The sequence below is a fragment of the Xylanibacter rodentium genome (assembly GCF_013166575.1).
Lineage (GTDB): Bacteria > Bacteroidota > Bacteroidia > Bacteroidales > Bacteroidaceae > Prevotella > Prevotella rodentium.
Genome location: NZ_JABKKE010000003.1, coordinates 173,790 through 196,313, shown reverse-complemented (window position 1 = coordinate 196,313; position 22,524 = coordinate 173,790). Strand labels below are relative to the sequence as shown.

Here is a 22,524-nt window from a genome sequence, read left to right as displayed (position 1 = left end):
TTTATGTCCAATTACCCATTCGCCCTGAAAGGGCAAAAGCGTTAATTACCAAATACTTACAACCAACACACCCATATATTCTTATGCTTTTGCCCTTGCAGGGCGCGGGGATTGGCAATGTATGATTCCCGGGGTGCCGCTTCGCTCTGCCCCGGGCTATGTGCTCGTTGCCCCGTTGGGGCGTATCCATCCAGAGCGCGTTCATCCTATATCCGGACGATAATGTAGTTTGATTCTGTTGAACAACTTATTAAAATACAGAATATGACATTGTTGCAATTGAGTAATTTCGTATTTTAACGACTCCGCTCATATAACGTTCATTTTTGAGATACAAAATATAAAAAGTCAATTATTTAAATATCATACAGTTATTGCTAAATTTAATGCTATTTTGATACTAAAAATAAACCACAAATTATGGCCACCCTACCTTTCAAGGCGAGTGTGTACAATCGTGTTGTTCCCGGGGTGCCGCTTCGCTTTGCCCCGGGCTATGTGCTCGTTGCCCCGTTGGGGCGTATCCATCCATGTGTTGAAATCATTATTTCATAAATCCTCGGCATCTCCGTGTCCTTGTGTCCGAAATATAAATAATTTTGTTCACTTACTTAATAAAACAACTTGTAGACATAGCAACTTATGACATCAATAAAACTAAAACTGAGAATGTCCTCAAACTGTGATGAGGCAGGCATTCTTTATTATCAGGTGATACACGACAGAGAGGTAAGGCTGGTGAGTGCCGGATACCGTATATTTTCTTGTGAATGGGACCGCAAACATGGCAGAATCGTTGTTTCTCCGGTATGTTCCGACATACGCAGCGGCGAGTTGGAATGTATACGCGAGAATGTACGGTGTGGATTGGACCGTATGCGTGACATCGCAGATGTATTGGAAGCGAGTGGCATGCCTTATAGCGCGGAAGACATTGTATGCCGTTACAATGAAACGGCGGCGGATGTGATTACCGTATTCGGATTTATCCGGCGGAAAGCCGCACGGCTCAGGCGTATGGGCCGTAACCGCACTGCCGGTACATATATGGAAGCGCTTAGCAGTCTGATGAAGTTCCGTGGCTATGTTGATTTTCGTTTCAACTCTTTTGATGCGGATATGATTGAACGCTATGAGGCATGGATGAGAATGCGACGCCTTTGCCGCAACACCACCTCTTTCTATATGCGCATTCTCCGTACACTCTACAATCAGGCCGTATCCGAAGGACTTGCCCGCGAGGTCAATCCTTTCCGGAATGTGTATACCGGTATCGACAAGACAGCCAAGCGTGCAGTGACACTTCAGGAAATCAGGCGGATAAAGGAATTGGACTTGTCGGGTGAAAAAGGACTTGAGTTTGCACGTGACATCTTTCTGCTTTCATTCTGTCTTCGCGGCATGTCTTTTGTAGACCTTGCCTACCTCCGCAAAACCGATCTTAGCAACGGTTTTGTCACTTACAACCGTCGGAAGACGGGCCGGCAGCTCACGATCAGGTGGGAGAGGCATATGCAGCTTTTGCTCGACAAATACAATTCACCCGATACCCGGTATCTCTTGCCTATTATTGTGCGTGAAGACGGAACGGAAGAGAGACAATACCGTAACAGGATGCTTCTGATAAACCGCAGGTTGAAAAAGGTAGCGGCCTTGGCGGGGGTGCATATGCCGCTGACCCTTTATGTAGCCCGGCATTCGTGGGCAAGCATAGCCAATGCGAAAAACATTCCCATCAGCGTAATCAGTGGAGCAATGGGGCACGACTCTGAGAGTACGACGCAAATATATCTTGCATCTATCCAGACGAATACGATAGATGAAGCCAACCAAAGTATATTAAAGGATTTGTGAATGAAAATGCTTTCGATGAATCTGAAAGGTCAGAAAACGCGTATGAAAATGAAAGTTTAAGCGTTACTGATCAATATTACTCTTGGGAAGAGTGCGTACGGTGGTTAAATATTTATATTTCAATGATATATAAGAGCTACGATGTCAAATTTGTAAAACAATAGTTCAACGACGAAGTGGATTTTTTTTCACAAATCATAAGTTTTTATAGAAAAATAACAAAAAATCAAAATAATATCGTACCTTTGCAACCACCGTACGCACTCTTCCCAAGAGTGCATACCGTTATGGCTTTTATGTCATACAATATAGGGTGTTGAGCATAATGGAAAATGCAGGAACGTTAAATCAACCTTCTTCGACAAGCAAAATGTCGCTTGCCGTCGCCGCAGGCGTACTTTCAGTGCAAGGATTTACGGATGATTGGGAGCCTAAGCGATGGTATATTGCCATTGTGATGCACAATACAGAGAAGTCGTGTTGCAAGAAATTGAATGATCTGTTTTCTGCAGATAGTCAGACACCGTTAGATTTCGATACATATGTGCCATCTCAAAAGGAGTTGCATGTATGGCGTAACGGCCGTCGTAAGAAAGTAGACAAAATTCTTATCCCCACCTATTTGTTCATACGTTGTACGGAGAAAGTCCGCAAGATGATAAAGCAGGAAACCGATTTCATCAGAAGTTTCATGAAAGACCATGCCGGACAGCCCAACCAATACGGTGCATATCCTTTTGCTTTCATTCCAGAGCACCAGATGCTCAATCTTATGCGTATGGTGGGTGATGCGGAAACTCCTGTCACTATTGATCCCCGCCGCCTGCGCGTAGGTGCGAAAGTCCGCGTGAAAGGCGGACGCCTCAAAGGTCTTGAAGGCAATGTGCTGCGCGAACCCAATGGCAGGACAAGTATAGTAATCGGCATAGATTTTCTTGGCTGCGCCAAAACGGAGGTACCGCTGGAGTTGTTGGAGGAAGTGGAGTGAGACCGATGGACAAAATCCGTCGTTAAATCTTGCTTATGTCGCCGAAATATGGTATATTTGCACAACGTAATATTGTTAAAGTAGGGATTATGGAAATGCAACAATTGAAGCGGTGCCCGGTGGGAATACAGACATTCTCTGAAATTATAGAGAATAATTATGTGTATGTGGACAAGACGGAACACGTGTACCGTCTTGTCCATTCCGATGGCAAATATTTCTTTCTCAGCCGTCCGCGTCGGTTCGGCAAGTCCTTGTTTACTTCCACGTTACGTAGCTATTTTGAAGGTCGTCGCGATTTGTTCAAGGGATTGGTCATCAGTGGTCTTGAAACGGAATGGACGGAATACCCAGTGTTGTATTTCGACATGAGTCGTGCCAAGCATGTTGATAAGGATACGCTTGAATCCATGCTTGGTTTTCAACTCAGTCAGTATGAGAAAATATATGGTAAATCGGATGGCGCCAATAAGTTGAACGACCGTCTGACATCACTCATCATGTGTGCTTACGAACAGACCGGCCGCAAAGTTGTCGTGCTTGTCGACGAGTATGATGCTCCACTTCTTGATGTGATGCACGAGGAGCACGAGTTGCCGGTGCTCCGTAATGTGATGCGCAATTTCTATTTCCCGCTGAAAGCGTGTGACCCCTATCTGCGCTTCGTTTTCCTCACAGGCATAACGAAGTTCTCGCAACTCAGTATTTTCAGCGAGCTGAACAACATATCAAACATCAGCATGGATGAGCCATACGCTGCCATCTGCGGCATAACCGAAGAAGAGATGCTCGGACAGATGGATGGCCATATAAAGCGGTTGGCCGGAATACTCGGTCTGTCACATGACGAAGCGGTGCGGAAACTGAAAGAGAGATACGACGGCTATCACTTCACATGGCCTTCGCCGGATATATATAACCCGTTCAGCCTGTTGAGTGCCTTTTCAAGAAACAAAATCGAAGACTACTGGTTCGGAAGCGGCACTCCGACGTATCTTATAGAGATGCTGAGGAAATTCGGTATAATGCCTTCGGGTATCGGCGGCATCGAAGCTATGGCATCAGAGTTTGATGCTCCGACTGAACAGATGAACAGTGTGACAGCGTTGCTCTACCAAAGCGGATATATCACTATTAAGGATTATGATGCAATGTTCCAAAGTTATCTGTTGGACATTCCAAATAACGAGGTTCGCATCGGGTTAATGAAAAGCCTTATACCCTACTATGTCACAACGGACTCTCGTCAGGCCACGTCAACAGTCATCAACATGGCACGTGCGGTCTATAAGGATGATATGGACGGAATGTTGCGCTGTCTTCGGGAATTTCTTCTCACTGTACCATATTGTGACCATACAGCTTACGAGGGTCATTACCAACAGGTTCTTTACATCATCTTCTCACTGCTTGGTATATATACCGACATTGAAGTTCGCACGCCGCGTGGTCGTGTGGATATTGTGATGCGCACTTCGACCACTCTTTATGTCATGGAGCTGAAGCTCGATAAGAGTGCCGTTGATGCCGTGAATCAGATAGACCTTAACGACTATCCCTCACGTTTTGTTCTCTGCGGTCTGCCCATAGTTAAAGTTGGTATCAATTTCGACAGCGTGAAGCGGACTGTAGATAGCTGGAAGATAGAACAGTGTTGAGTGTGCAGTCCGCCCGCTGACCACACAGAGAAATTCCATGCTTCACTTTGGCAGTGATGAAGGCACGAAGATGGCTGCCATTTACCACACATTATCAGTATAGTTAAGATGCAAGGTCGGTCAGCATGGGATTATCTCTGGAAGTTTTTTGTTAATATCCTTGACGATTGTAGGGATTATTTCAGTTTGCGACCTGACAATATTAGATTGACGACATGCCAAAATATTCGTTAAATGAGTGCAATAGTAAAATTTATTTTAATATTGCCGAATGCAGAATATTTATTTAATAAGTTAGTCAACAAACAAGTCAATTTTTTTACAACTCAATATATAGGCACTCGTAAAAGTTATAATATAAAGTGGTATGTCCTAATTTGAGTACTAACTAATTAACTGTTGATATTATGCCAATAATTTCTTTATCAATTCTGTCCATGGTTAAGGGCGCCCTATTCTTAAGTAAATCAGCTGCAGTGAAGACAATGTTGATGAAACATGGAGCCTATATAGTGGGGAAATTAGGAGTTGACGGGACACTGGCTGCAGCAGCCACAGCTTCTGTTGTTACGGGTGCCGCATTATCAATAGCCTCTATTCCACAAAACACCAAGGATGGGTTTAATAAAATAATTAGCGGATTGGAAAATCAAAGTGCTGCTGATTTTTTTGAAGGATTATTCAAAATCTCGCAGGCGTATTCAACAGTATCTGAATTTCAATCAGATTTTTTCAAATATGTTGATACCTTTGATATTTCGCCAGATGTAAAAGTTGAACTGAAAGAAATTGCAGAAGATATGAAATCTCTTTTTGTTTATGAGATAGAAAAGAAATCGATAGAGATGTTAAAGGAATTCGAGGATTCCCTTTCAAAAAAGAGAATATTAAAAGAAACATATCTTTCAGAGCTTGACAAAATATATCACATGCATACAGATACAATTGTCAATGACTACTATTTAATATTAGGGAGAGGTGGACGAATATATGCAGATATTTGTTCGCTCAATATCAAATACAACCTTTCTGATGGTTCTGTTTATGACCATTATTTAGTCTATTGCATAGCAGGCTGGATACTAGAACATGTCAGAAATATAGATTGCTTAATAGGAGTATCGCAAAAGCAGTTGGCTCATGATATTACCGACAATATTTTAGACTACTTACGATACACTGGGAAAAACTAAAATTCTAAATTCGTATGGGGGTCGTTTATCAATACATGAGTACAGACAAGTGTTTTTCTATTCTTAGGAATAGAGCTTTGCCTCTTCGAAACTTCCTTAGTTATAATGATCCATTTGAATGTTTACCAGAATTTTCAAGTTATGCAGATTTATTACCTGTTTTTTCGGCAAGTAATGAAAGGCAAAGAGAAGAAATGATAGTCAAACAACTTGATGTCATAGGAAAAAGATATAAGATTTCAGAGAATCAGTTGGCTGAAATAAAAAAAGGAATATTCACATCAAGTTTTCTAAAATTTGCTCCATTGTCCATTGCAAGTATATTTGCAATAGGTGCATCCATTTCTTCTTTGTTTGGTAGTCATTCCAGGAAGAACGATGAAAATGAGACAGCTCTTAAAATTGAACTTTTTCTAAGCAAATTCATTCCCAATTTGATGAATCTTTATACATCCTGTTTTACAGTAGAAAAAGGTAATATCTTGATGTGGAGCCATTATGCCAATTCTCATAAAGGTATCGTAATGGGGTTTGATACGAGTAACAAACCGTTTACTGAAGGACAGATGAAGGAGATGACGTATTCAGATAAAAGATTTGATTTTTCTATTCAAAATTATATGAATACAGCAGATATGGAAAATCTGATGACAGCTCTTCTCACTTCCAAAGGGAATGACTGGAAATATGAAAAGGAACATCGTTTGATCTATAATATCAAAAAGAATAAAGAGAAAATAGTATGGCGCGACAAACACAATAATCCGCATGTTAAACTGGATGAGGATTGCATTAAGTGTATATACATAGGAAGAAGAACACCTGAAATAGATAAACAGAATTTACGTACGATTTTGATTGAGAATAACTTGGATTCTAAAATCAAATTATGCGATGTAAAGTTATCACGTACTGGATATAAGATAGTATTTTAAGAATATTTTATTTTTTAAGGTGTATATTACTATTTATAAATTATGGCAATATTAGACCAATTTGCAACAATATTTTAATTCTAAAAAGGCGCGCGCCAAAGCGATTATTCATTCTATTGCTGTTGAGAATGCAATGATAGCTTTTACTATGGCACAAGGAATTATTTTTAATTAGTGCGCTCTAAACGCCTATACCAATAAAAATAATTCCGTATCATTAGAATAAAGTCTAATTGATTATAACAATACGAGAAATGAAACAATATAAGATAGCTGTAGCCGGGACCGGTTACGTTGGAATGAGTATTGCTACACTGTTGGCACAACATCATCAGGTGACGGCAGTGGATGTAATCCCGGAGAAAGTGGAGAAACTGAACAAACGTATATCTCCTATACAGGATGAATATATTGAAAAGTATCTTGCAGAGAAGGATTTGAATCTTCGTGCTACACTTGACGGGCGCGAAGCCTATCGCGATGCAGACTTCGTTGTGATAGCCGCTCCGACAAACTATGATCCGGTTAAAAACTTCTTTGATACACATCATATTGAAGATGTTATCGACTTGGTGTTGGAAGTTAATCCTGATGCGGTAATGGTAATAAAATCAACCATCCCTGTAGGATATTGTCGTAGCCTGTATGTGAAATATGCAAGGAAAGGAGTGAAGCGGTTTAATCTTCTTTTCTCTCCGGAGTTTCTTCGTGAGAGCAAGGCACTGTATGACAATCTCTATCCGAGCCGTATTATCGTGGGATTCCCCAAACTCATTCGTCTTGATGATTTTAAAGAGGAGAATGAGGCAATTCTGCAAGTGACGGATGTGGATAAGCTGAGGAATGCGGCAGAAACTTTTGCCGAACTTCTGAAGGAAGGTGCGATAAAGGAGAATATCGACACGTTGTTCATGGGGTTGAAAGAAGCTGAGGCGGTGAAACTTTTCGCCAATACGTATTTGGCTTTGCGTGTCAGCTATTTTAATGAGCTTGATACTTATGCCGAAATGAAAGGTCTTGACACTCAGGCTATAATTAATGGCGTAAGTCTTGATCCGCGTATCGGACTGCATTACAATAATCCTTCGTTCGGTTATGGTGGGTATTGTCTTCCCAAAGATACGAAACAGCTGCTTGCTAATTATGCTGATGTGCCTGAAAACCTCATTGAGGCCATTGTCGAGAGCAACCGCACGCGCAAGGATTTTATTGCTGACCGTGTGCTGAACAAGGCAGGATACTATGACTATTACAATCGTGGCGATTTCAGTCCGTCTGATGAAAAGCGTTGTGTAGTCGGTGTATATCGTCTTACAATGAAATCGAACAGTGACAATTTCCGTCAGTCATCCATCCAGGGTGTGATGAAGCGTATCAAAGCCAAAGGGGCTGAAGTAATAATATACGAACCGACATTGGAAGATGGCAGTACATTCTTTGGCAGTAGGGTGGTGAATGATCTTTCTTTATTCAAATCAAAATGTCAGGCAATTATAGCTAACCGTTATGATGTCTGTCTGGATGATGTTGTGGAGAAAGTTTATACAAGGGATATTTTCAGGAGAGATTGATTATAGTGTTGACTAATACAAAAAAATCATTCCTAAAGGAAAATAGAAACACTGATGTTTTGGGTAGTTTAATGATAGAGACTACGAATTAAATGCGGAACAAAGCTTTTCTTTTTGAGAATAAAGCGGCTTTCATCCAGTATATTTATATCTATGTTATGATGTCTTCGGCCGGAATGGCTTTGCCGTCATTTATAGGTAATGATCGTTTTATTATTCTCGTACTTATGATGGGTATATTCTATGTGTTTTTCAAACCGTCTGTATCCCGTCTTCAAAAATCATATCTGACTTTCATCGGGGTATTTTTTATATCAATGTTGTTGGTGGTTGTCAGTTCTACATTAAGTATAGGAACTACTCTTAGCATAACTTCGATATTGTTAATTGTATATGCTTCGTTTAAGATAGATTCTAAGCACTATATTCAAAGGCTGGTAAAAATAATATATTATATAGCACTTGTAAGTATAATAATATTTTCTATAACAAGGACTTTTGGATTCGGTATCAGCTTCATTCTATATCCATTCTTGTATCCGTCTTTTTCCGATGGTGATATTTACAGTTACGGAGGCTTCATTTATCGTTTTGTACCTTTGCATAGTGAACGAAATTGTGGCCCGTTTGGTGAACCTGGGCAATATCAATGCGTACTTTCTGTAGCTTTATATTTTGTATTGTTCCGTTCTTATCTTTTTCCTGATAAGAAGAGGTTTAAATATCTGATCGTCTTTTTTGTAGCTTTGCTTACAACGCTTTCAACAAGTGGATATATTGCAATAGCAATAATAATAATTTGTTTTTTGTTATCTTTAAGAAAGTATATAGACAAGCGTACGAAATATTTGTTTTGTGGAATACTTGTCAGTTCTATATTTTTTATATCGTATACAGATGTTGGTCAGGATTTTATGAATATGGCTGTATATGATAAAGTTTATGATAATGGAAAAGTAGATTTTGCAAGCAAGACGGGAGGAGCACGTACAGAGAGTATTTCCGGAGTATTGAAGACAATTGCAGATTCGCCAATAACCCTATGGGGTGTGGGATATGATGAATTGAATAACATGGGATTGGAAGGATGTGCCGGACTTTTATATTTGCTTTTGGCCATAGGCATATTGCCTTATTCTATTTTGTTTGGTTTTTGTTTTGGTAAAGTGGTTGAATATAATATAGGGTTGGGGGATGTTTTGGTCAGGATCTTATTGGTTATAAATATGGGATTTGGCCAACCACATATTATGAATTTTGCTCTTTTTACAATGATGCTCTATCCTTATTTTATAGTAAATAGCAAAAAAACATGTCAGAGACAGCAAATAGGATCCTAAAAAATAGTGGATACCTTTATTTCAGTATGGGATTGTCCATGGTAGTATCTTTATATTCTACCAGATTGATCTTAAATGCACTTGGAGCTTCTGATTTTGGTATATTTTGTATTATAGGTGGAGCTATAGGGATGTTGGGCTTTTTAAATGCAGCAATGTCTACCACGACCCAACGGTTTATAAATTATGCAGAAGGAGAAGGAAAACCGGAAACTAAAAAGAGTATTTTTACTGTAAGCATAAGCATTCATTTCTTGTTGTCGTTGTTGATGATTGCAGTATTTGAGATTGCTTATTTCTTTTTCTTTGACGGTATACTGAACATTCCCACTGAGAGGATGAATTCTGCCAAATGGATTTATCAGTTAATGCTTTTGTCGACGGTATTTACAATTCAGACGGTTCCTTACAATGCAATTATCAATGCGCATGAGAATATGCGGTATATGAGCATTATGGGTATTCTCCAAACGTTGATGAAATTGGCGATAGCATTGATAGTAGTATATGTTTGTGCAGACAAACTTGTGTTGTATGGTGTGCTTACAACTTTGGTATCATTGATTTTTATGTTGATTCTTATGATTTATTGTCACCGAAATTATTCGGAATGTAAATTCAGTATTACTAAATACTATGATAAGAATCTGATGAAAGAAATGACTTCATTTGCGGGATGGGGGTTTGTTAATTCTTCATCTTCGATGTTTGCACAATATGGTATGGGAATTGTATTGAATTCTTTTTTCGGTACCATATTAAGTGCTGCACAAGGTGTGGCAAACCAAATATCTGGGCAATTGATGGTTTTTTCACGTACTATGCTGATGGCTATCAATCCAGTAATTGGTAAAAAAGCAGGAAGTCATGAAATTGCAAATATGATGCGTATTTCATTGTTCAGCTCAAAGATGTCTTTTCTTGTTATAGCGTTTTTTGCCTTTCCTTTTATTGTTGAGACTCCTTATATTTTGAGGTTATGGCTAAAAAATGTACCTGAATGGAGTGTATGTTTTTTTAGATTTGAGATTGCAAGGAATATGCTGGATCAACTCACTATAACATTGACAAGTGCGATTACTGCTGAGGGAAGAATAAAATATTATTCTATATATAGAGGATGTTCTTATTTCTTACCATTGCCTATAAGTATATTGCTTTTTAATTTTGGCTTTTCACCTTACTGGTTTTATATAGTGTGGATTGTTACATGGAACGGTATTGGGAGTGCAATAATTCTCTATTATGCGCATAAGAATTGTGGAATGCAATATGTGGATTTCTATAAAGTAATAGTTGTTCCTGTGGTGTTAATAACAATTATCACATTGTCAATAAGTGGTTTGGTAACGGTTTATATAAAAGAATCGTTTTTACGACTAATTATTGTTTTGTGCACAACTACGATAATATTTATTTCAGTATGTTGGGGATTGGTATTTTCTTCAAAAGAAAAAGAAATTATTTCTTCGGCAACATTGGCATTGATAAGAGAAATAAAGATGAAGTTGAGGTTTTAGTAAGTTATATCACTTGAATTATGAATATCAAACAACTGAAAATAGCTTTAGGTACTTTAAAGAGGATATTGTATGATACAAGATTGGATACATTAGGCTATTGTGGAAAAAATGTTAGATTAGAGTACCCTATATCATTTCATAATCCTAAAAATGTATTCTTGGAAGATAATGTAATTGTCAAATCAGATTCTTTGGTTGTAAATACAACCGGAAAATTGATTATGAAAAAAAATTCAGGAGCAGCACAAAAATTTACTGTAATAACCGGAAATCACCATCCTGTAAAAAATAGATTTTTTTTTGAGTCTGTTAAATTGCGTCTTGCAGATGTGGAAAAAGATGTTATTGTGGGGGAAGATGCTCGTATAGGAGCAAATGTTACAATATTATGTGGTGTGACGATAGGACGAGGATGTATAGTTGGAGCAGGAACTGTAATACGTAAAAGTACCCCTCCTTATTCTATTATTGTTGGAAATCCTGCAAAAGTTGTAAAATTTGTATTCACTCCGGAAGAGATAGTGGAGCATGAAAAAAACTTGTATCAAGAAAAGGAACGATTATCATTAGAAAGTCTGAAAGAAAATCAAGAATCATATATAGGCAAGATATTATAGTATAAATGTTTTTTTTATTTGATAGAATTCTATGTGGGGCACATAGATTGTTTGTAGAACATTATGGTTCATATTTGAAACCACTTGATAGGGTTATAAATCCTGATGAGGCTTCTGATATAATATATGAGCAATTAAACCAGGATAATTCATGTATGATTGCCAGATATGGAAGTGTTGAGTTGTTATGTGTAGTCAATTATTTGGGAATTAAAAAGTTTAAGCACAGTATTTGGAATTATATTACTGATAAAAATCCTCAGTTTTGGTGGAATAGTGTTGGGGTAAAAAATATGCAGAATAACGCAGGCTTTTTCCCGTTAACTGAGCATGGCTTGGAAAAATTTGGGGAACTTATGCTTGAAGATACCAAACAGGTTGATATTTTAGGATCATGGCGTTTGGAAGAAGGTCGATTGGTTGATGCTAATAAAATAAAAGCGATTCAACTTCTTCTTTTAGAACCGTATCATGCCGCAAATCCGTGGACAAGAATTCTTGAAGGAAAAAAAGTTTTGGTTATACATCCTTTTTCCGAAACAATAAAGCGACAATATGATAGTAAAAGAACTTTGTTGTTTAAAAATCCGAAAGTACTACCTGAGTTTGATTTAATAACAATTAAAGCAGTACAAAGTATCGGAGGGAAAAGTGATTTCATTACATGGTTTGATGCCTTACAATATATGAAAGACGAGATTGATAAACATGAATATGATATTGCATTGATAGGATGCGGAGCCTATGGCTTTCCTTTAGCAGCTCATGTGAAACGTTCTGGCAAGAAAGCTGTTCATTTGGGAGGTGCTTTGCAATTATTGTTTGGAATAAAAGGAAAACGTTGGATGAACCCGGAATACGGAATGAAATCACTGCCGTTCATTACAAGAAACTATTATAATAATCTGATGAACGAATATTGGGTGTTTCCTTCAGATACAGAGCGTATTTCTAATGCGCAAAATGTGGAAGGTGCATGCTACTGGTAATAATCATTAATTCTGATTGATAATGTCATCTGAAATAAAAGTATTGTACATCACTAACCATAGTGAACAAACCATTAAGTCTAAACCGGATAATTTTGCTTACTATGTCAAAAGTATGATGAGCAACAAACATATAGATCTGTGTTTGCTGAAACCGTCATCTTTTGCTGAGCGTAGAGGTATCTCAAATACCATATCAATTGTCAAGGCTATTAGAAGAATCAATCCTGATATTTTATATCTTGGCAACTTGACAGGATTAAATAAATTAGTTTTTTTCAAACGGATAGGTTTATTGCGGTGTAAGATTGTAGTATGGAAATATACTTATTGCAAGGAATATAAGAATCCTTTGAAGGATTGGATTACCAAGTTTTTCTATTGGAAGGGAATAGACCGTATATATATGATGTTTGACAATCATACAAGTCATGCCATTTCGCATCATATTGTAGATGAACATCAGATTGTAACGTTGAGCAGAGGGGCAGAAGTGGAATGGTATTCACGATATCTGCAACTTCAAAAGGATTCATTTCTGGTGATGGCAACAGGAAAGGACAGCCGTGATTATAAAACACTTAGCGAGGCTTGTGAGCAGACCGGAACAGACTGTGTTATAATTACCCGTCGTCACGAAAGTAATGTGAAAGTGGCAGAATCATACAAGAATAGCAGGTATGTGAAATTCATATTCATGGAAGATCTTAACATTGCGAATGAATATGAATATATAATGGAGCAACAAGGCAAGGCATCAGTATTGGCTATACCTTGTGAGAAGAGGAAATATGGTGTGGGGTATACAAATGTTGTAGAGGCTATGCCGTATTATATTCCTATTCTGATGACTCATAATCCAGATATACATGTTGATTTGGAGAAAGAAGGCATCGGATATTTGATAGAGCCGTACGATGTTGAAAGTTGGAAAGAAAAAATCGGTTATCTTAAGACTCATCCGGAAGTAGTGGAAGCAATGAGTATTAATGTGAGAAAAATGGTTAAAGGAGAATATAATGCACAAACCACATCTGCATTTATCATCAATGATTTTATCAGACTTACTGCAAAATAAGAAGAATCATGAATTTTAAAGAATGCCGCCGGTTAATCTATGAGGATTTTAAGAAAGTATTGACACAAAAAACGGATGGCGGTATAAAGGAATGGCTGTATATAGAGAGATACCTTATTACGAACAATTCGTTTAAATACTGTTTTTGGTTTAGGTTGGGAAGTTGGTCAAAGGGTAAAAAGCTATTGCTTCCTATATATGTCGTTGCATGGTGGATGCATCGGCACTATACGTTTAAATTCGGAATACAAATGCCATTATGCACTCCCGTTAAAGGTGGATTGAGTTTTAATCACTTTTCATGTATAATAATAAACGGTGGGACCAAGATAGGGCGCAACTGTACCATTTTTCATGGAGTGACAACTGCTTTGAAAATGGGGGGGCGGAATGCAGGAGTTCCATCTATAGGAGACAATTGTGTTTTGGGACCGGGAAGTAAAATATTAGGCAACGTTACGATGGGAGACAATGTGTTTGTAGGAGCCAATGCTGTAGTGACTCATGATATTGAGGCGGATAGTGTTGTGGCGGGTATTCCTGCAAAGGTGATAGGCGGTAATGGATTTGAAAGTACAGAATTGGTGAGGAAACATAAATAATAATGAAAGCAAGATTAAACTATATAGACTATATGAAAACTATAGGTATATACCTAATAGTATTGGGGCATATGTTTCCTAAACCAGGAACAATTTTCATATATTCTTTTAGTGTCCCGTTATTCTTTTTTATAAGCGGTTTCTTGTTTTCGAGAAGTGAAACTTTTGGCTCATTTCTTATAAAAAATATAAAATCACTGATAGTTCCTTATTTGTTTATAAATGTGATTTGCTTGTTTGTCTTGTTATGCTTTAATGCAGATTTTTCAATGCAAGATTCTTTAAAATCTTTATTGGGAATTTTAATAGGTGCAAATCAAGGAAAAATGAGTGTTTGTGCAGTGACGAAACCAACTTGTTTTATCTATACTTTATTTTTTCTAAGAATAGGATTGTTTTTTATCAGTTCAATTCGTAAGGTATATGTAATTGCAATAACATTTTTATGTATGTTGATTGCTTGGTTTTTAAACAAAATGTCATTACCCAATTTGGCAATATTCAATTGTTTTAGTGTAGCTCCGATTTTTATATTGGGATATGTTTGTAAGAGAAATATAAATAGTATAGAAAAAATAACAAAGACCAAGTATGGGCTTTTACATATATTTTTAGTATTTGCAATATTGTTATTTTCAAGTAGTCTTAATGGATATGTTATGTGCTATGCTCATAATTATGGAAATAACATGATTCTATTCTATATAAATGCTTTGTTAGGTGTGTATTGTTTATATCTTATAACGACAATATTTAAATATAATGTATCCTGCAGATGGAATCAAATAATCTCAAAAGGAACGATACTTATATTAGGATTCCATTATTTGTTGATAATACTCTTTAATAAGATATGCCATACTGATAATCTTATTGTAACTATGATTTGCGCATTTCTTATTCTTGTAGTGTTTATTCCTATAATTGAATTAACTCTTAAGAGCTTTCCATGGATTATTGGGAAACATAAATAAAACATATATATAAAATGAAACTTACATTTAAGAATGTTCTTATTACAGGTGGGGCCGGATTTATAGGTTCAAACATCGCATTGAAATTGGTTGCAAAAGGAGTGAATGTAACTGTTCTGGATTCGTTGTCTGAACAGATACACGGTAAGAATCCTGAAGAGACTTCGCCACTTTACCTTTCAATAAAAGATAAAGTACGTTTTATAAAAGGAAGTGTGACATCACGCGAGGACTGGATGACAGCACTTGAAAGTCAGGAGGCTATAATACATTTGGCAGCCGAGACCGGCACAGGACAGTCCATGTATGAAATAGAGAAGTATGTAAATACCAATATTGGCGGTACTGCTCTCATGCTTGATATTCTGACAAACTGTAAGCACACAGTCAAGCGTGTGATTGTTGCAGAAAGCAGGGCTATATATGGAGAAGGAAAATATTATAGTCCGTCGTTGGGCATTAATGTCTATCCGGAGGAGCGTTCCGATGAGGATATGGGCAACGGTCAATTTGAATGTACATATCCAGATGGCGGAAAATTACACCTGGTGGCGACAACCGAGGATTCGAAGATTCACCCTACATCCGTATATGGTATATCCAAACAGGTGCAGGGGCAGTTGGTACATCTTGTATGTCCTTCTATCGGTATTGACGCCGTATCATACAGGTATCAGAATGTATACGGTCCCGGACAGTCTTTGTCGAATCCGTATACCGGTATTCTCTCTATATTCTCGACCAGAATAAAAAACGGTAATGGTATAAATATCTTTGAAGACGGAAAAGAGACAAGAGATTTTGTATTTATAGAGGATGTGGTGGACGCTACTATTTTGGGACTTGAAACAAAAGAGGCTGCAGGACATGCGTTCAATATCGGTACTGGCGTAGCAACAGATGTATTGACGGTTGCTAACACTCTATGTGAAAAATACAATATAAATGTTCCTATAACCGTATCCGGCAATTATCGTTTGGGAGATATCAGACATAATTATGCTGATATAACTTTGGCGCGGGAGATATTGGGATTTGAACCCAAGTGGAATTTTTCTGACGGTATAGGAGAGTTCTGCAAATGGGTGAATACTCAGGATGTACAGGCTGATATGTATGAAACCTCTATCCAAGAGATGAAAGAAAAAGGATTGTATAAATGAAAATCCTTATAAACTATGCAGACAAGCGGTATGAGCCTGCCCGAAAATGGAATACATGGACGGGAAGGCATATCGCTCATTTTGATAAGGTTTGTGAGTTTTATCCTGCTGACATCGAAAAAGAATGGGCTGATGAACACTCGGAAATATTGTCGCACCAACGTGGAAACGGGTTATGGCTTTGGAAACCTTATTTTGTCAATAAGGTAATGGATGAGTGTGCTGACGGTGATATTATTTTCTATTGTGACTCCGGTTCTATATTTGTTCGAAACCTAAATAAGATATTTTCATTGTTGACAGCAGAGAATCCGCTGTTCGTTTGTGATATACCATTGATAGAGTCATGTTTTACAAAACCAGCGTGTTTTGAAAAGATGGGACTATCTGGTGACAAATATGCAAAAAGCAATCAGATTATTGCCACGTACTTCTGCTTTATGGTCACTCCTTTTACACGTAGCTTCATGAAAGAATGGCTGTCGCTGTGTTGTGATTATGAGCTTATATCACCGTCAGGATTAGGTAAATATGATTCTATAAATCAGAAATTCGGAGAGGCTTTTGTTGCTCATCGTGAAGATCAGAGCATATTCTCATTGCTTTGTAAAAAGTTTAATATCCCCCCCCATTTGGATATAAGCCAAAGGGGACTTCATCCTGAAACCTATCGTTCGGAGTTCTATTATTATAAGGTTCCTGAGCATGTTGATGATAAGTATAAGCCTGTCGTCTTTTTACATAAATCACCGCGATTGGATTTCAAATGGTTGCTAAGATATGTTTATCATGCCATAAAGACGTGATATTTTCAATAGTTTTATAAGAGCAAAGAAAATATGAAGCGCATAGCCGTACTATTGACTGTATATAATCGTAAGGAAAAAACGATAAAGTGCCTGTACAATCTGGAAAAGCAACAACTTCCGGAATATGTTGTATTGGATGTGTTCATAGTGGACGGTGGGTCTACGGACGGGACGGTAACGTCTGTAAAGAAACAGTTCCCATATGTCCATATTAAAACAGTGGAAGGCGTTTTTTGGAACAGAGGAATGATTGCTGCATGGAATATGGCGGAAGAATATGGCTGTGAGTCAGGACAATATGATTATTATCTATGGTTGAATGACGATACGTTTATCTACGAAGACTGTATACAATCTTTATTGGATGTATGTAGTCAATATGATAATAAGATAATAACTGTAGGTTCTACGGTAGATACAAAAACTCGTAGCAATTTAACTTATGGAGGACGGGATGAAACCGGTAATGTGGCTTCTCCTTCAGCAGATGATACTCCGGTACATGTTGTGATGATAAACGGTAATATTGTGCTTGTTCCGAGTTTTGTATATGAGAAGTTAGGTACTCTTGATCCTTATTTTACGCATGCCCGAGGTGATTTTGACTATGGGTTACGTGCCCGTAAGGCTGGTATAAAGATGTGGCAGGTAGGGCATCCTTTAGGAGAATGCGATTTGCACGACAGTATTGATGCGTGGTGTGATCCGCAAATTCCTTTTAAAAGACGATGGAAACTGATGCACCGTCCTAATGGAATGCCGCCAAAGGAAATCTTTTATTTGGAAAATCGGCATTATGGATTATGTACAGCATTAAAGCATTATTTTACTGTTCATCTTAGATGCTTCTGGCCCGGGGTGTGGTTAAGAATGAATAAGGTGTAATTTAATATGATTTATGCGATAAGTTATTATAGAGAAGTACAGGACGAGAATGTTAATAAATTTTAATCGGGGGGGGGAGCCAGAATGGCAGAATTGAATATATAGATTTGGCAAAGGGATTTTGTATAATTCTTGTTGTTATGTTTCATTGTGATATATATTTCTTTCATCAGGAATATTGTGTTAATACAATGATAGGTAATACTTTCCGCATGCCTTTATATTATTTTCTATCGGGATTGTTTTTCAAAACATATAGAGGATTCTTTGACTTTGTGTTGAAGAAAGTAAATAAGTTGTTGATCCCATTTGCCTTTTTCTATATATTTACAGGAATTCTGTTGCCGTTCGTATTACAAGAATGTAATATAAATGTTGGAGTCAAATCGGTTATCGGGTGGCATAGCTTTATTAATTTTTATTATGAGAAATTTACCAATATCCCACTTTGGTTTCTGTTAAGTCTGTTTGAAACAAATATAATATTCTATTTCTGTCTGATTTGTGTGGAGAAATATGTTAAGTACTTTAAGGTGATAGCACTTTGTATGTTGCTCTTCTTGATTGGTATTTCCGGATTCTATCTTGGACGAGTAAATATCAATTTGCCCATGTTTATCGATACAAGCATGACAGTCTTGCCCTTTTTTGCGATAGGTTATATCTTCAGAAAATATTCTAATATTCTTGTTAAGAACAAGTATGATCGTTTGGGACTTTTATTCGTACTTGTTTTGGCATGTATAACATTATGTTTGTCCGGAGGAAGTACGATGTTTATAGAGAACAAATTTGATATTAATCCATTGGTTTTCTACATTAGAGGCATAACGGGGACTTTATGTGTTTTATATCTGTCGAAGGCTATCGTAAAATTACCTTTCGTGTCTTATATTGGCAGATATTCAATCATGATACTGTTGACACATCTTTTAGTTTTGGCTGTTGTTTCTATGGTTGTAAGTAAGTTGATTTGTAATTCGGATTTGGCTTATTGGACTACTGTATGTGTAACTCTGATTTCATATATTGTAATTATACCATTGATGAAAAAATACCTGCCGTATGTGACGTCTCAGAAAGATGTTTTTAATCTGTGATTATGATAAAGATGAGTTATTATGCGATTTCTATTTTTAGTTTATGACATATAGTGAATGTAAAAAACTGATCAAAGAAGATTTTGTTCGGATTGGAAAAAATAATGGGGGGGGGTAAAAAATTAGGGTTTGTCAGATACCTGATTACTAACGCTTCTTTTCAGATAACTTTTTGGATGAGAATTGGCGGTTGGTTGAGTTGTCGCAAAGATGTATTCAGTCGTATATTGTTGGTACTGGTTTCCATAATCCATAAGCACAATCAGTACAAGACTGGAATACAGATTGCTATGGGACATCCCGTAAAAGGAGGATTGATGTTTCCGCATTTCAGTGGAATAGTCATAAATGGAGGTGCAAAAATAGGTAGGAATTGTACAATACTTCATGGTGTTACAATCGGTAGTGTACGAGGACCGAAAGGTGGAGTCCCAACTATCGGTGATAATGTTGTTATTGCTACAGGTTCGGCTGTAATAGGAAATGTTTCTGTAGGAAATAATGTGATGATTGGAGCACACAGTCTTGTTTTGCAAGATATACCTGATAGTGCTGTCGTTGTTGGTAATCCGGCAAGGATTGTAAGTATGGATGGTGCGGAAAAAACAAAATATTACTTATGAAAATAGCATTTGTTATACCTTATTTTGGTAAATTTCCCAATTATTTTGAATTGTGGGAGCATTCAGCTGCATACAATAAGGATATAGACTTTCTTATTTTTACTGACACTCCGAGGAATAAACATAATATATATAAAAACATTCATTATATATATATTGATTTTGATGAGATAAAAAGGAGAATCCAAGAAATTGTCGGTTTTAAGCCAATGTTGACCAGCCCATATAAAATAGTAGACTATAAACCTTTGTATGGGTGTATTTTTAAAGATTTTTTATCGGACTATTCCCATTGGGGATATTGTGATTCTGATGTTATATTCGGTGATTTGAAATCTTTTCTTACAGAAGATAAGCTAAATAATTATGATAGGATATATCAACATGGACACATGTGTATATATAAGAATAGTGACGAGATAAATGTCAGATGGAAAACCAAACATAATCTCGTTTCATATAATTATATAGAGGTGTTTAAAGTTGGGGGGGTGAAAATGTTTGATGAACGTGGAGGAATGTGGGATATTTGGAAAGAAAATAAATGGAGCCAATATTTGAATGAAATGGAATTTGCCGATATTTTACCGATAAAAGCTGAATTTACAACAAGTTGGAATAAAGACCCCATGATCTTTCATTATGATAGAGGACACTTATATGAGTATGCTGATGGAACAAATAAGCGGGAATTTGCTTATTTACACTTACAAAAACGTAGAATGACAGTGGAAAATATAGATAAAGATAATTTTTATATAAAGCCCGATGTTTTCACTAAAACAGTGGATAAAACTATTGAGTGCACTGATTCGTTGGGTGTTTCTTACGCTGCACAATGTAAATTGAAGCGTATATTGGGTTCCTTATCTAAAGGTGATGAGATGGTGTTTCATATAAGAGTGGCTTTTAGACGTCTTGGCATGTATATAAAGGGTGAGAATTGGCATATAAAATATAAACTTTACTAAGTTAAATATGAATTTCTTGTTTTGTATCAACAATAAGTATTGTGATGTGATAAAGCCTGTAATATATTCTATATTAGAACATAATTCAGGTAATCATTGTTTTTATTTTATATACGCAGATGTTTCTGATTATAATCAACAGAAAATAATCAGTTATACTGAATCATTAGGGTGTTTGGCTGTATTTCGTAAATTTGATAAAGATATAAGGTGCCTTCCGATTAATGGTAATAATTGGAGTGTAGAGGTCTATTTTAGATTGTTTGCATGTTATCTGTTACATGATGTTGATAAAGTATTATATTTGGATGGAGATATAATCTGTACCGGTGGATTGACAGAATTGTATCAAATGAACGATATATTATGTGCAGTGGAGAATGACGACCAAAGTGCTTGTTGTAGACTAAATTTGCCAAAAGGACAAAGGTACTATAATGCAGGTGTACTAATGATGAATCTGCAAAAAATGCGAGATTTGTATAGCGAAGATGCAATTCTTACTGATTTGTTTGAATTAAAAGATAGATTATTATTTCAGGACCAAGATTTTATAAATGTCAAATATGGGGGGGTAATAAGGTCTGTATCTAAAGTATATAACTATATGATTAGTGTTGCAGAAGTTAATCAGAATTATTCAAAAGAAAGCTCCCCAATATTGATACATTATGTTATGGAGAAGCCATGGAATGTAAAATTCCCATATAAGACAGATTATCCATATTTTAAATTAATGTGGAGATTGGGGAGAAAAATGGAGCTCGTAAAGCTTTATATTCTTCATAGATTATATCGAATATATCAATTAACCTTGGTTTCAAAAGAGGGAAGAAAAATATGATACCGAAGATAATTCATTTTTGCTGGTTTGGCAAAAGTATTTACTCTCCTTTGATGGCGAAGTGTATTGATACATGGAAACAAGTTTTGCCTGAGTATGAGTTTAAATTATGGAATGAGGATACTTTTGATATTAATAGCACAGAATGGACAAAACATTCTTATGAGTTAAAAAAATATGCTTTTGTATCAGATTATGTCAGATTGCTTGTTTTGTATAAATATGGTGGTATATATTTGGACACAGATGTAAAGATGATAAGATCTTTTAATTCATTGTTGGAAGAAGATGGATTTATGTGTTTTGAGGATGTAAAAGGAGATGTTGTTGCATCATGCGTAATGGCGGCAAAACCTAATCATCTTTTCATAAAAGAATGTTTGGAATATTATGACAGAGACTTCACAATGGATATTGTTGATAACAATGAGGCAAATGTGATTGATATTACTAAAAGGTTTGTAAAAAAAGGACTGCAACTTGGAGGGGCAGAACAAATAGTTTCTGGTATTCATATATTTCCGAGAGAATATTTTTGTCCAATGGATTTTTGGGGAAATTGGAATAAAACAGCAAATACATATTGTATACATTTGTTTTTTGGTTCGTGGCTGCCGGATAAAGAACAAAAAAAACTAAATAGAAGGAAGAAATGGTATTTTAAATTAGCTAAATGGATATATGTTCACATTGGACTACAACGATTGAAAAAATATTTTAGGGAAAAATTTTATTCTTGATTTCATATATATAATCATTAATTATTTAATATCCTACATACCATCTTGGTATATTCGTAAAGTCTGT

21 protein-coding genes are annotated in these 22,524 nt (G+C 36.7%); all 21 read left to right on the top strand.

Annotated elements, in window-relative coordinates; genetic code table 11:
- Window positions 1-642 precede the first annotated feature (642 nt).
- The 21 genes from HPS55_RS03410 (at window position 643) to HPS55_RS03310 (ending at window position 22,457) form a co-directional block, all read left to right on the top strand.
- On the top strand, window positions 643-1,854 hold the full coding sequence (locus tag HPS55_RS03410; RefSeq protein ID WP_172176016.1) for a tyrosine-type recombinase/integrase: 1,212 nt from the start codon (window positions 643-645) through the stop codon (window positions 1,852-1,854).
- Between the two features lie 325 nt (window positions 1,855-2,179).
- Window positions 2,180-2,842 (top strand): UpxY family transcription antiterminator, encoded by a 663-nt coding sequence (locus HPS55_RS03405; protein ID WP_172176014.1) that lies wholly within the window; start codon window positions 2,180-2,182, stop codon window positions 2,840-2,842.
- 89 nt (window positions 2,843-2,931) lie between these two features.
- Window positions 2,932-4,500, top strand: coding sequence for an ATP-binding protein (locus HPS55_RS03400; RefSeq protein ID WP_172176012.1), 1,569 nt, complete (start codon window positions 2,932-2,934; stop codon window positions 4,498-4,500).
- A gap of 407 nt (window positions 4,501-4,907) precedes the next feature.
- Window positions 4,908-5,693, top strand: coding sequence for a hypothetical protein (locus HPS55_RS03395; RefSeq protein ID WP_172176010.1), 786 nt, complete (start codon window positions 4,908-4,910; stop codon window positions 5,691-5,693).
- A gap of 35 nt (window positions 5,694-5,728) precedes the next feature.
- Window positions 5,729-6,628: a DUF2971 domain-containing protein gene (locus HPS55_RS03390; protein ID WP_172176008.1), complete on the top strand. Its 900-nt coding sequence runs from the start codon at window positions 5,729-5,731 to the stop codon at window positions 6,626-6,628.
- A 254-nt stretch (window positions 6,629-6,882) separates the two neighbouring features.
- Window positions 6,883-8,199 carry a nucleotide sugar dehydrogenase gene (locus HPS55_RS03385; RefSeq protein WP_172176006.1) on the top strand — a complete coding sequence of 439 codons (1,317 nt, stop codon included), beginning with the start codon at window positions 6,883-6,885 and terminating at the stop codon, window positions 8,197-8,199.
- Between the two features lie 92 nt (window positions 8,200-8,291).
- Complete coding sequence (locus tag HPS55_RS03380; protein ID WP_172176004.1) at window positions 8,292-9,539, top strand: O-antigen ligase family protein; 1,248 nt, start codon at window positions 8,292-8,294, stop codon at window positions 9,537-9,539.
- Entirely contained in the window at window positions 9,512-11,059 is a 1,548-nt protein-coding gene (locus HPS55_RS03375) for an MATE family efflux transporter (RefSeq protein WP_172176002.1), read from the top strand. The genes HPS55_RS03380 and HPS55_RS03375 overlap by 28 nt, the downstream gene beginning before the upstream one ends.
- A 224-nt stretch (window positions 11,060-11,283) precedes the next feature.
- The gene (locus tag HPS55_RS03370) at window positions 11,284-11,679 is read left to right on the top strand and encodes a DapH/DapD/GlmU-related protein (RefSeq protein WP_410543853.1); all 396 of its coding nucleotides are present in this window, start codon (window positions 11,284-11,286) and stop codon (window positions 11,677-11,679) included.
- A 74-nt stretch (window positions 11,680-11,753) separates the two neighbouring features.
- Window positions 11,754-12,668 (top strand): hypothetical protein, encoded by a 915-nt coding sequence (locus HPS55_RS03365; protein ID WP_253945813.1) that lies wholly within the window; start codon window positions 11,754-11,756, stop codon window positions 12,666-12,668.
- A 115-nt stretch (window positions 12,669-12,783) separates the two neighbouring features.
- Window positions 12,784-13,746 carry a glycosyltransferase family protein gene (locus HPS55_RS03360; RefSeq protein WP_253945812.1) on the top strand — a complete coding sequence of 321 codons (963 nt, stop codon included), beginning with the start codon at window positions 12,784-12,786 and terminating at the stop codon, window positions 13,744-13,746.
- Between the two features lie 8 nt (window positions 13,747-13,754).
- Window positions 13,755-14,348: a serine acetyltransferase gene (locus HPS55_RS03355; RefSeq protein ID WP_172175994.1), complete on the top strand. Its 594-nt coding sequence runs from the start codon at window positions 13,755-13,757 to the stop codon at window positions 14,346-14,348.
- 2 nt (window positions 14,349-14,350) lie between these two features.
- A complete protein-coding gene (locus HPS55_RS03350) occupies window positions 14,351-15,322 on the top strand; it encodes an acyltransferase family protein (RefSeq protein WP_172175992.1) in 972 nt (323 codons plus the stop codon).
- 14 nt (window positions 15,323-15,336) lie between these two features.
- Complete coding sequence (locus tag HPS55_RS03345; RefSeq protein ID WP_172175990.1) at window positions 15,337-16,485, top strand: NAD-dependent epimerase/dehydratase family protein; 1,149 nt, start codon at window positions 15,337-15,339, stop codon at window positions 16,483-16,485.
- Window positions 16,482-17,291: a hypothetical protein gene (locus tag HPS55_RS03340; RefSeq protein WP_172175988.1), complete on the top strand. Its 810-nt coding sequence runs from the start codon at window positions 16,482-16,484 to the stop codon at window positions 17,289-17,291. Before HPS55_RS03345 ends, HPS55_RS03340 begins: the two co-directional genes overlap by 4 nt.
- Before the next feature lie 33 nt (window positions 17,292-17,324).
- Window positions 17,325-18,179, top strand: coding sequence for a glycosyltransferase family 2 protein (locus tag HPS55_RS03335; protein WP_172175986.1), 855 nt, complete (start codon window positions 17,325-17,327; stop codon window positions 18,177-18,179).
- 107 nt (window positions 18,180-18,286) lie between these two features.
- On the top strand, window positions 18,287-19,279 hold the full coding sequence (locus HPS55_RS14350; protein WP_172175984.1) for an acyltransferase family protein: 993 nt from the start codon (window positions 18,287-18,289) through the stop codon (window positions 19,277-19,279).
- A 92-nt stretch (window positions 19,280-19,371) separates the two neighbouring features.
- Window positions 19,372-19,902, top strand: a complete 531-nt coding sequence (locus tag HPS55_RS03325) for a serine O-acetyltransferase (protein ID WP_253945811.1) — start codon at window positions 19,372-19,374, stop codon at window positions 19,900-19,902.
- Window positions 19,899-20,873 (top strand): DUF6625 family protein, encoded by a 975-nt coding sequence (locus tag HPS55_RS03320; protein ID WP_172175982.1) that lies wholly within the window; start codon window positions 19,899-19,901, stop codon window positions 20,871-20,873. Before HPS55_RS03325 ends, HPS55_RS03320 begins: the two co-directional genes overlap by 4 nt.
- A gap of 7 nt (window positions 20,874-20,880) precedes the next feature.
- Window positions 20,881-21,717 (top strand): glycosyltransferase family 8 protein, encoded by an 837-nt coding sequence (locus HPS55_RS03315; protein ID WP_172175980.1) that lies wholly within the window; start codon window positions 20,881-20,883, stop codon window positions 21,715-21,717.
- The gene (locus HPS55_RS03310; protein WP_172324680.1) at window positions 21,714-22,457 is read left to right on the top strand and encodes a glycosyltransferase family 32 protein; all 744 of its coding nucleotides are present in this window, start codon (window positions 21,714-21,716) and stop codon (window positions 22,455-22,457) included. The genes HPS55_RS03315 and HPS55_RS03310 overlap by 4 nt, the downstream gene beginning before the upstream one ends.
- Window positions 22,458-22,524: the final 67 nt, after the last annotated feature.

Excerpts from the sequence above, each read along its gene's own strand:
- HPS55_RS03410 (WP_172176016.1), top strand. The coding sequence starts at position 643 with ATGACATCAATAAAACTAAAACTGAGAATGTCCTCAAACTGTGATGAG.
- HPS55_RS03405 (WP_172176014.1), top strand. The coding sequence starts at position 2,180 with ATGGAAAATGCAGGAACGTTAAATCAACCTTCTTCGACAAGCAAAATG.
- HPS55_RS03400 (WP_172176012.1), top strand. The coding sequence starts at position 2,932 with ATGGAAATGCAACAATTGAAGCGGTGCCCGGTGGGAATACAGACATTC.
- HPS55_RS03395 (WP_172176010.1), top strand. The coding sequence starts at position 4,908 with ATGCCAATAATTTCTTTATCAATTCTGTCCATGGTTAAGGGCGCCCTA.
- HPS55_RS03390 (WP_172176008.1), top strand. The coding sequence starts at position 5,729 with ATGAGTACAGACAAGTGTTTTTCTATTCTTAGGAATAGAGCTTTGCCT.
- HPS55_RS03385 (WP_172176006.1), top strand. The coding sequence starts at position 6,883 with ATGAAACAATATAAGATAGCTGTAGCCGGGACCGGTTACGTTGGAATG.
- HPS55_RS03380 (WP_172176004.1), top strand. The coding sequence starts at position 8,292 with ATGCGGAACAAAGCTTTTCTTTTTGAGAATAAAGCGGCTTTCATCCAG.
- HPS55_RS03375 (WP_172176002.1), top strand. The coding sequence starts at position 9,512 with ATGTCAGAGACAGCAAATAGGATCCTAAAAAATAGTGGATACCTTTAT.
- HPS55_RS03370 (WP_410543853.1), top strand. The coding sequence starts at position 11,284 with ATGAAAAAAAATTCAGGAGCAGCACAAAAATTTACTGTAATAACCGGA.
- HPS55_RS03360 (WP_253945812.1), top strand. The coding sequence starts at position 12,784 with ATGATGAGCAACAAACATATAGATCTGTGTTTGCTGAAACCGTCATCT.
- HPS55_RS03355 (WP_172175994.1), top strand. The coding sequence starts at position 13,755 with ATGAATTTTAAAGAATGCCGCCGGTTAATCTATGAGGATTTTAAGAAA.
- HPS55_RS03350 (WP_172175992.1), top strand. The coding sequence starts at position 14,351 with ATGAAAGCAAGATTAAACTATATAGACTATATGAAAACTATAGGTATA.
- HPS55_RS03345 (WP_172175990.1), top strand. The coding sequence starts at position 15,337 with ATGAAACTTACATTTAAGAATGTTCTTATTACAGGTGGGGCCGGATTT.
- HPS55_RS03340 (WP_172175988.1), top strand. The coding sequence starts at position 16,482 with ATGAAAATCCTTATAAACTATGCAGACAAGCGGTATGAGCCTGCCCGA.
- HPS55_RS03335 (WP_172175986.1), top strand. The coding sequence starts at position 17,325 with ATGAAGCGCATAGCCGTACTATTGACTGTATATAATCGTAAGGAAAAA.
- HPS55_RS03320 (WP_172175982.1), top strand. The coding sequence starts at position 19,899 with ATGAAAATAGCATTTGTTATACCTTATTTTGGTAAATTTCCCAATTAT.
- HPS55_RS03315 (WP_172175980.1), top strand. The coding sequence starts at position 20,881 with ATGAATTTCTTGTTTTGTATCAACAATAAGTATTGTGATGTGATAAAG.
- HPS55_RS03310 (WP_172324680.1), top strand. The coding sequence starts at position 21,714 with ATGATACCGAAGATAATTCATTTTTGCTGGTTTGGCAAAAGTATTTAC.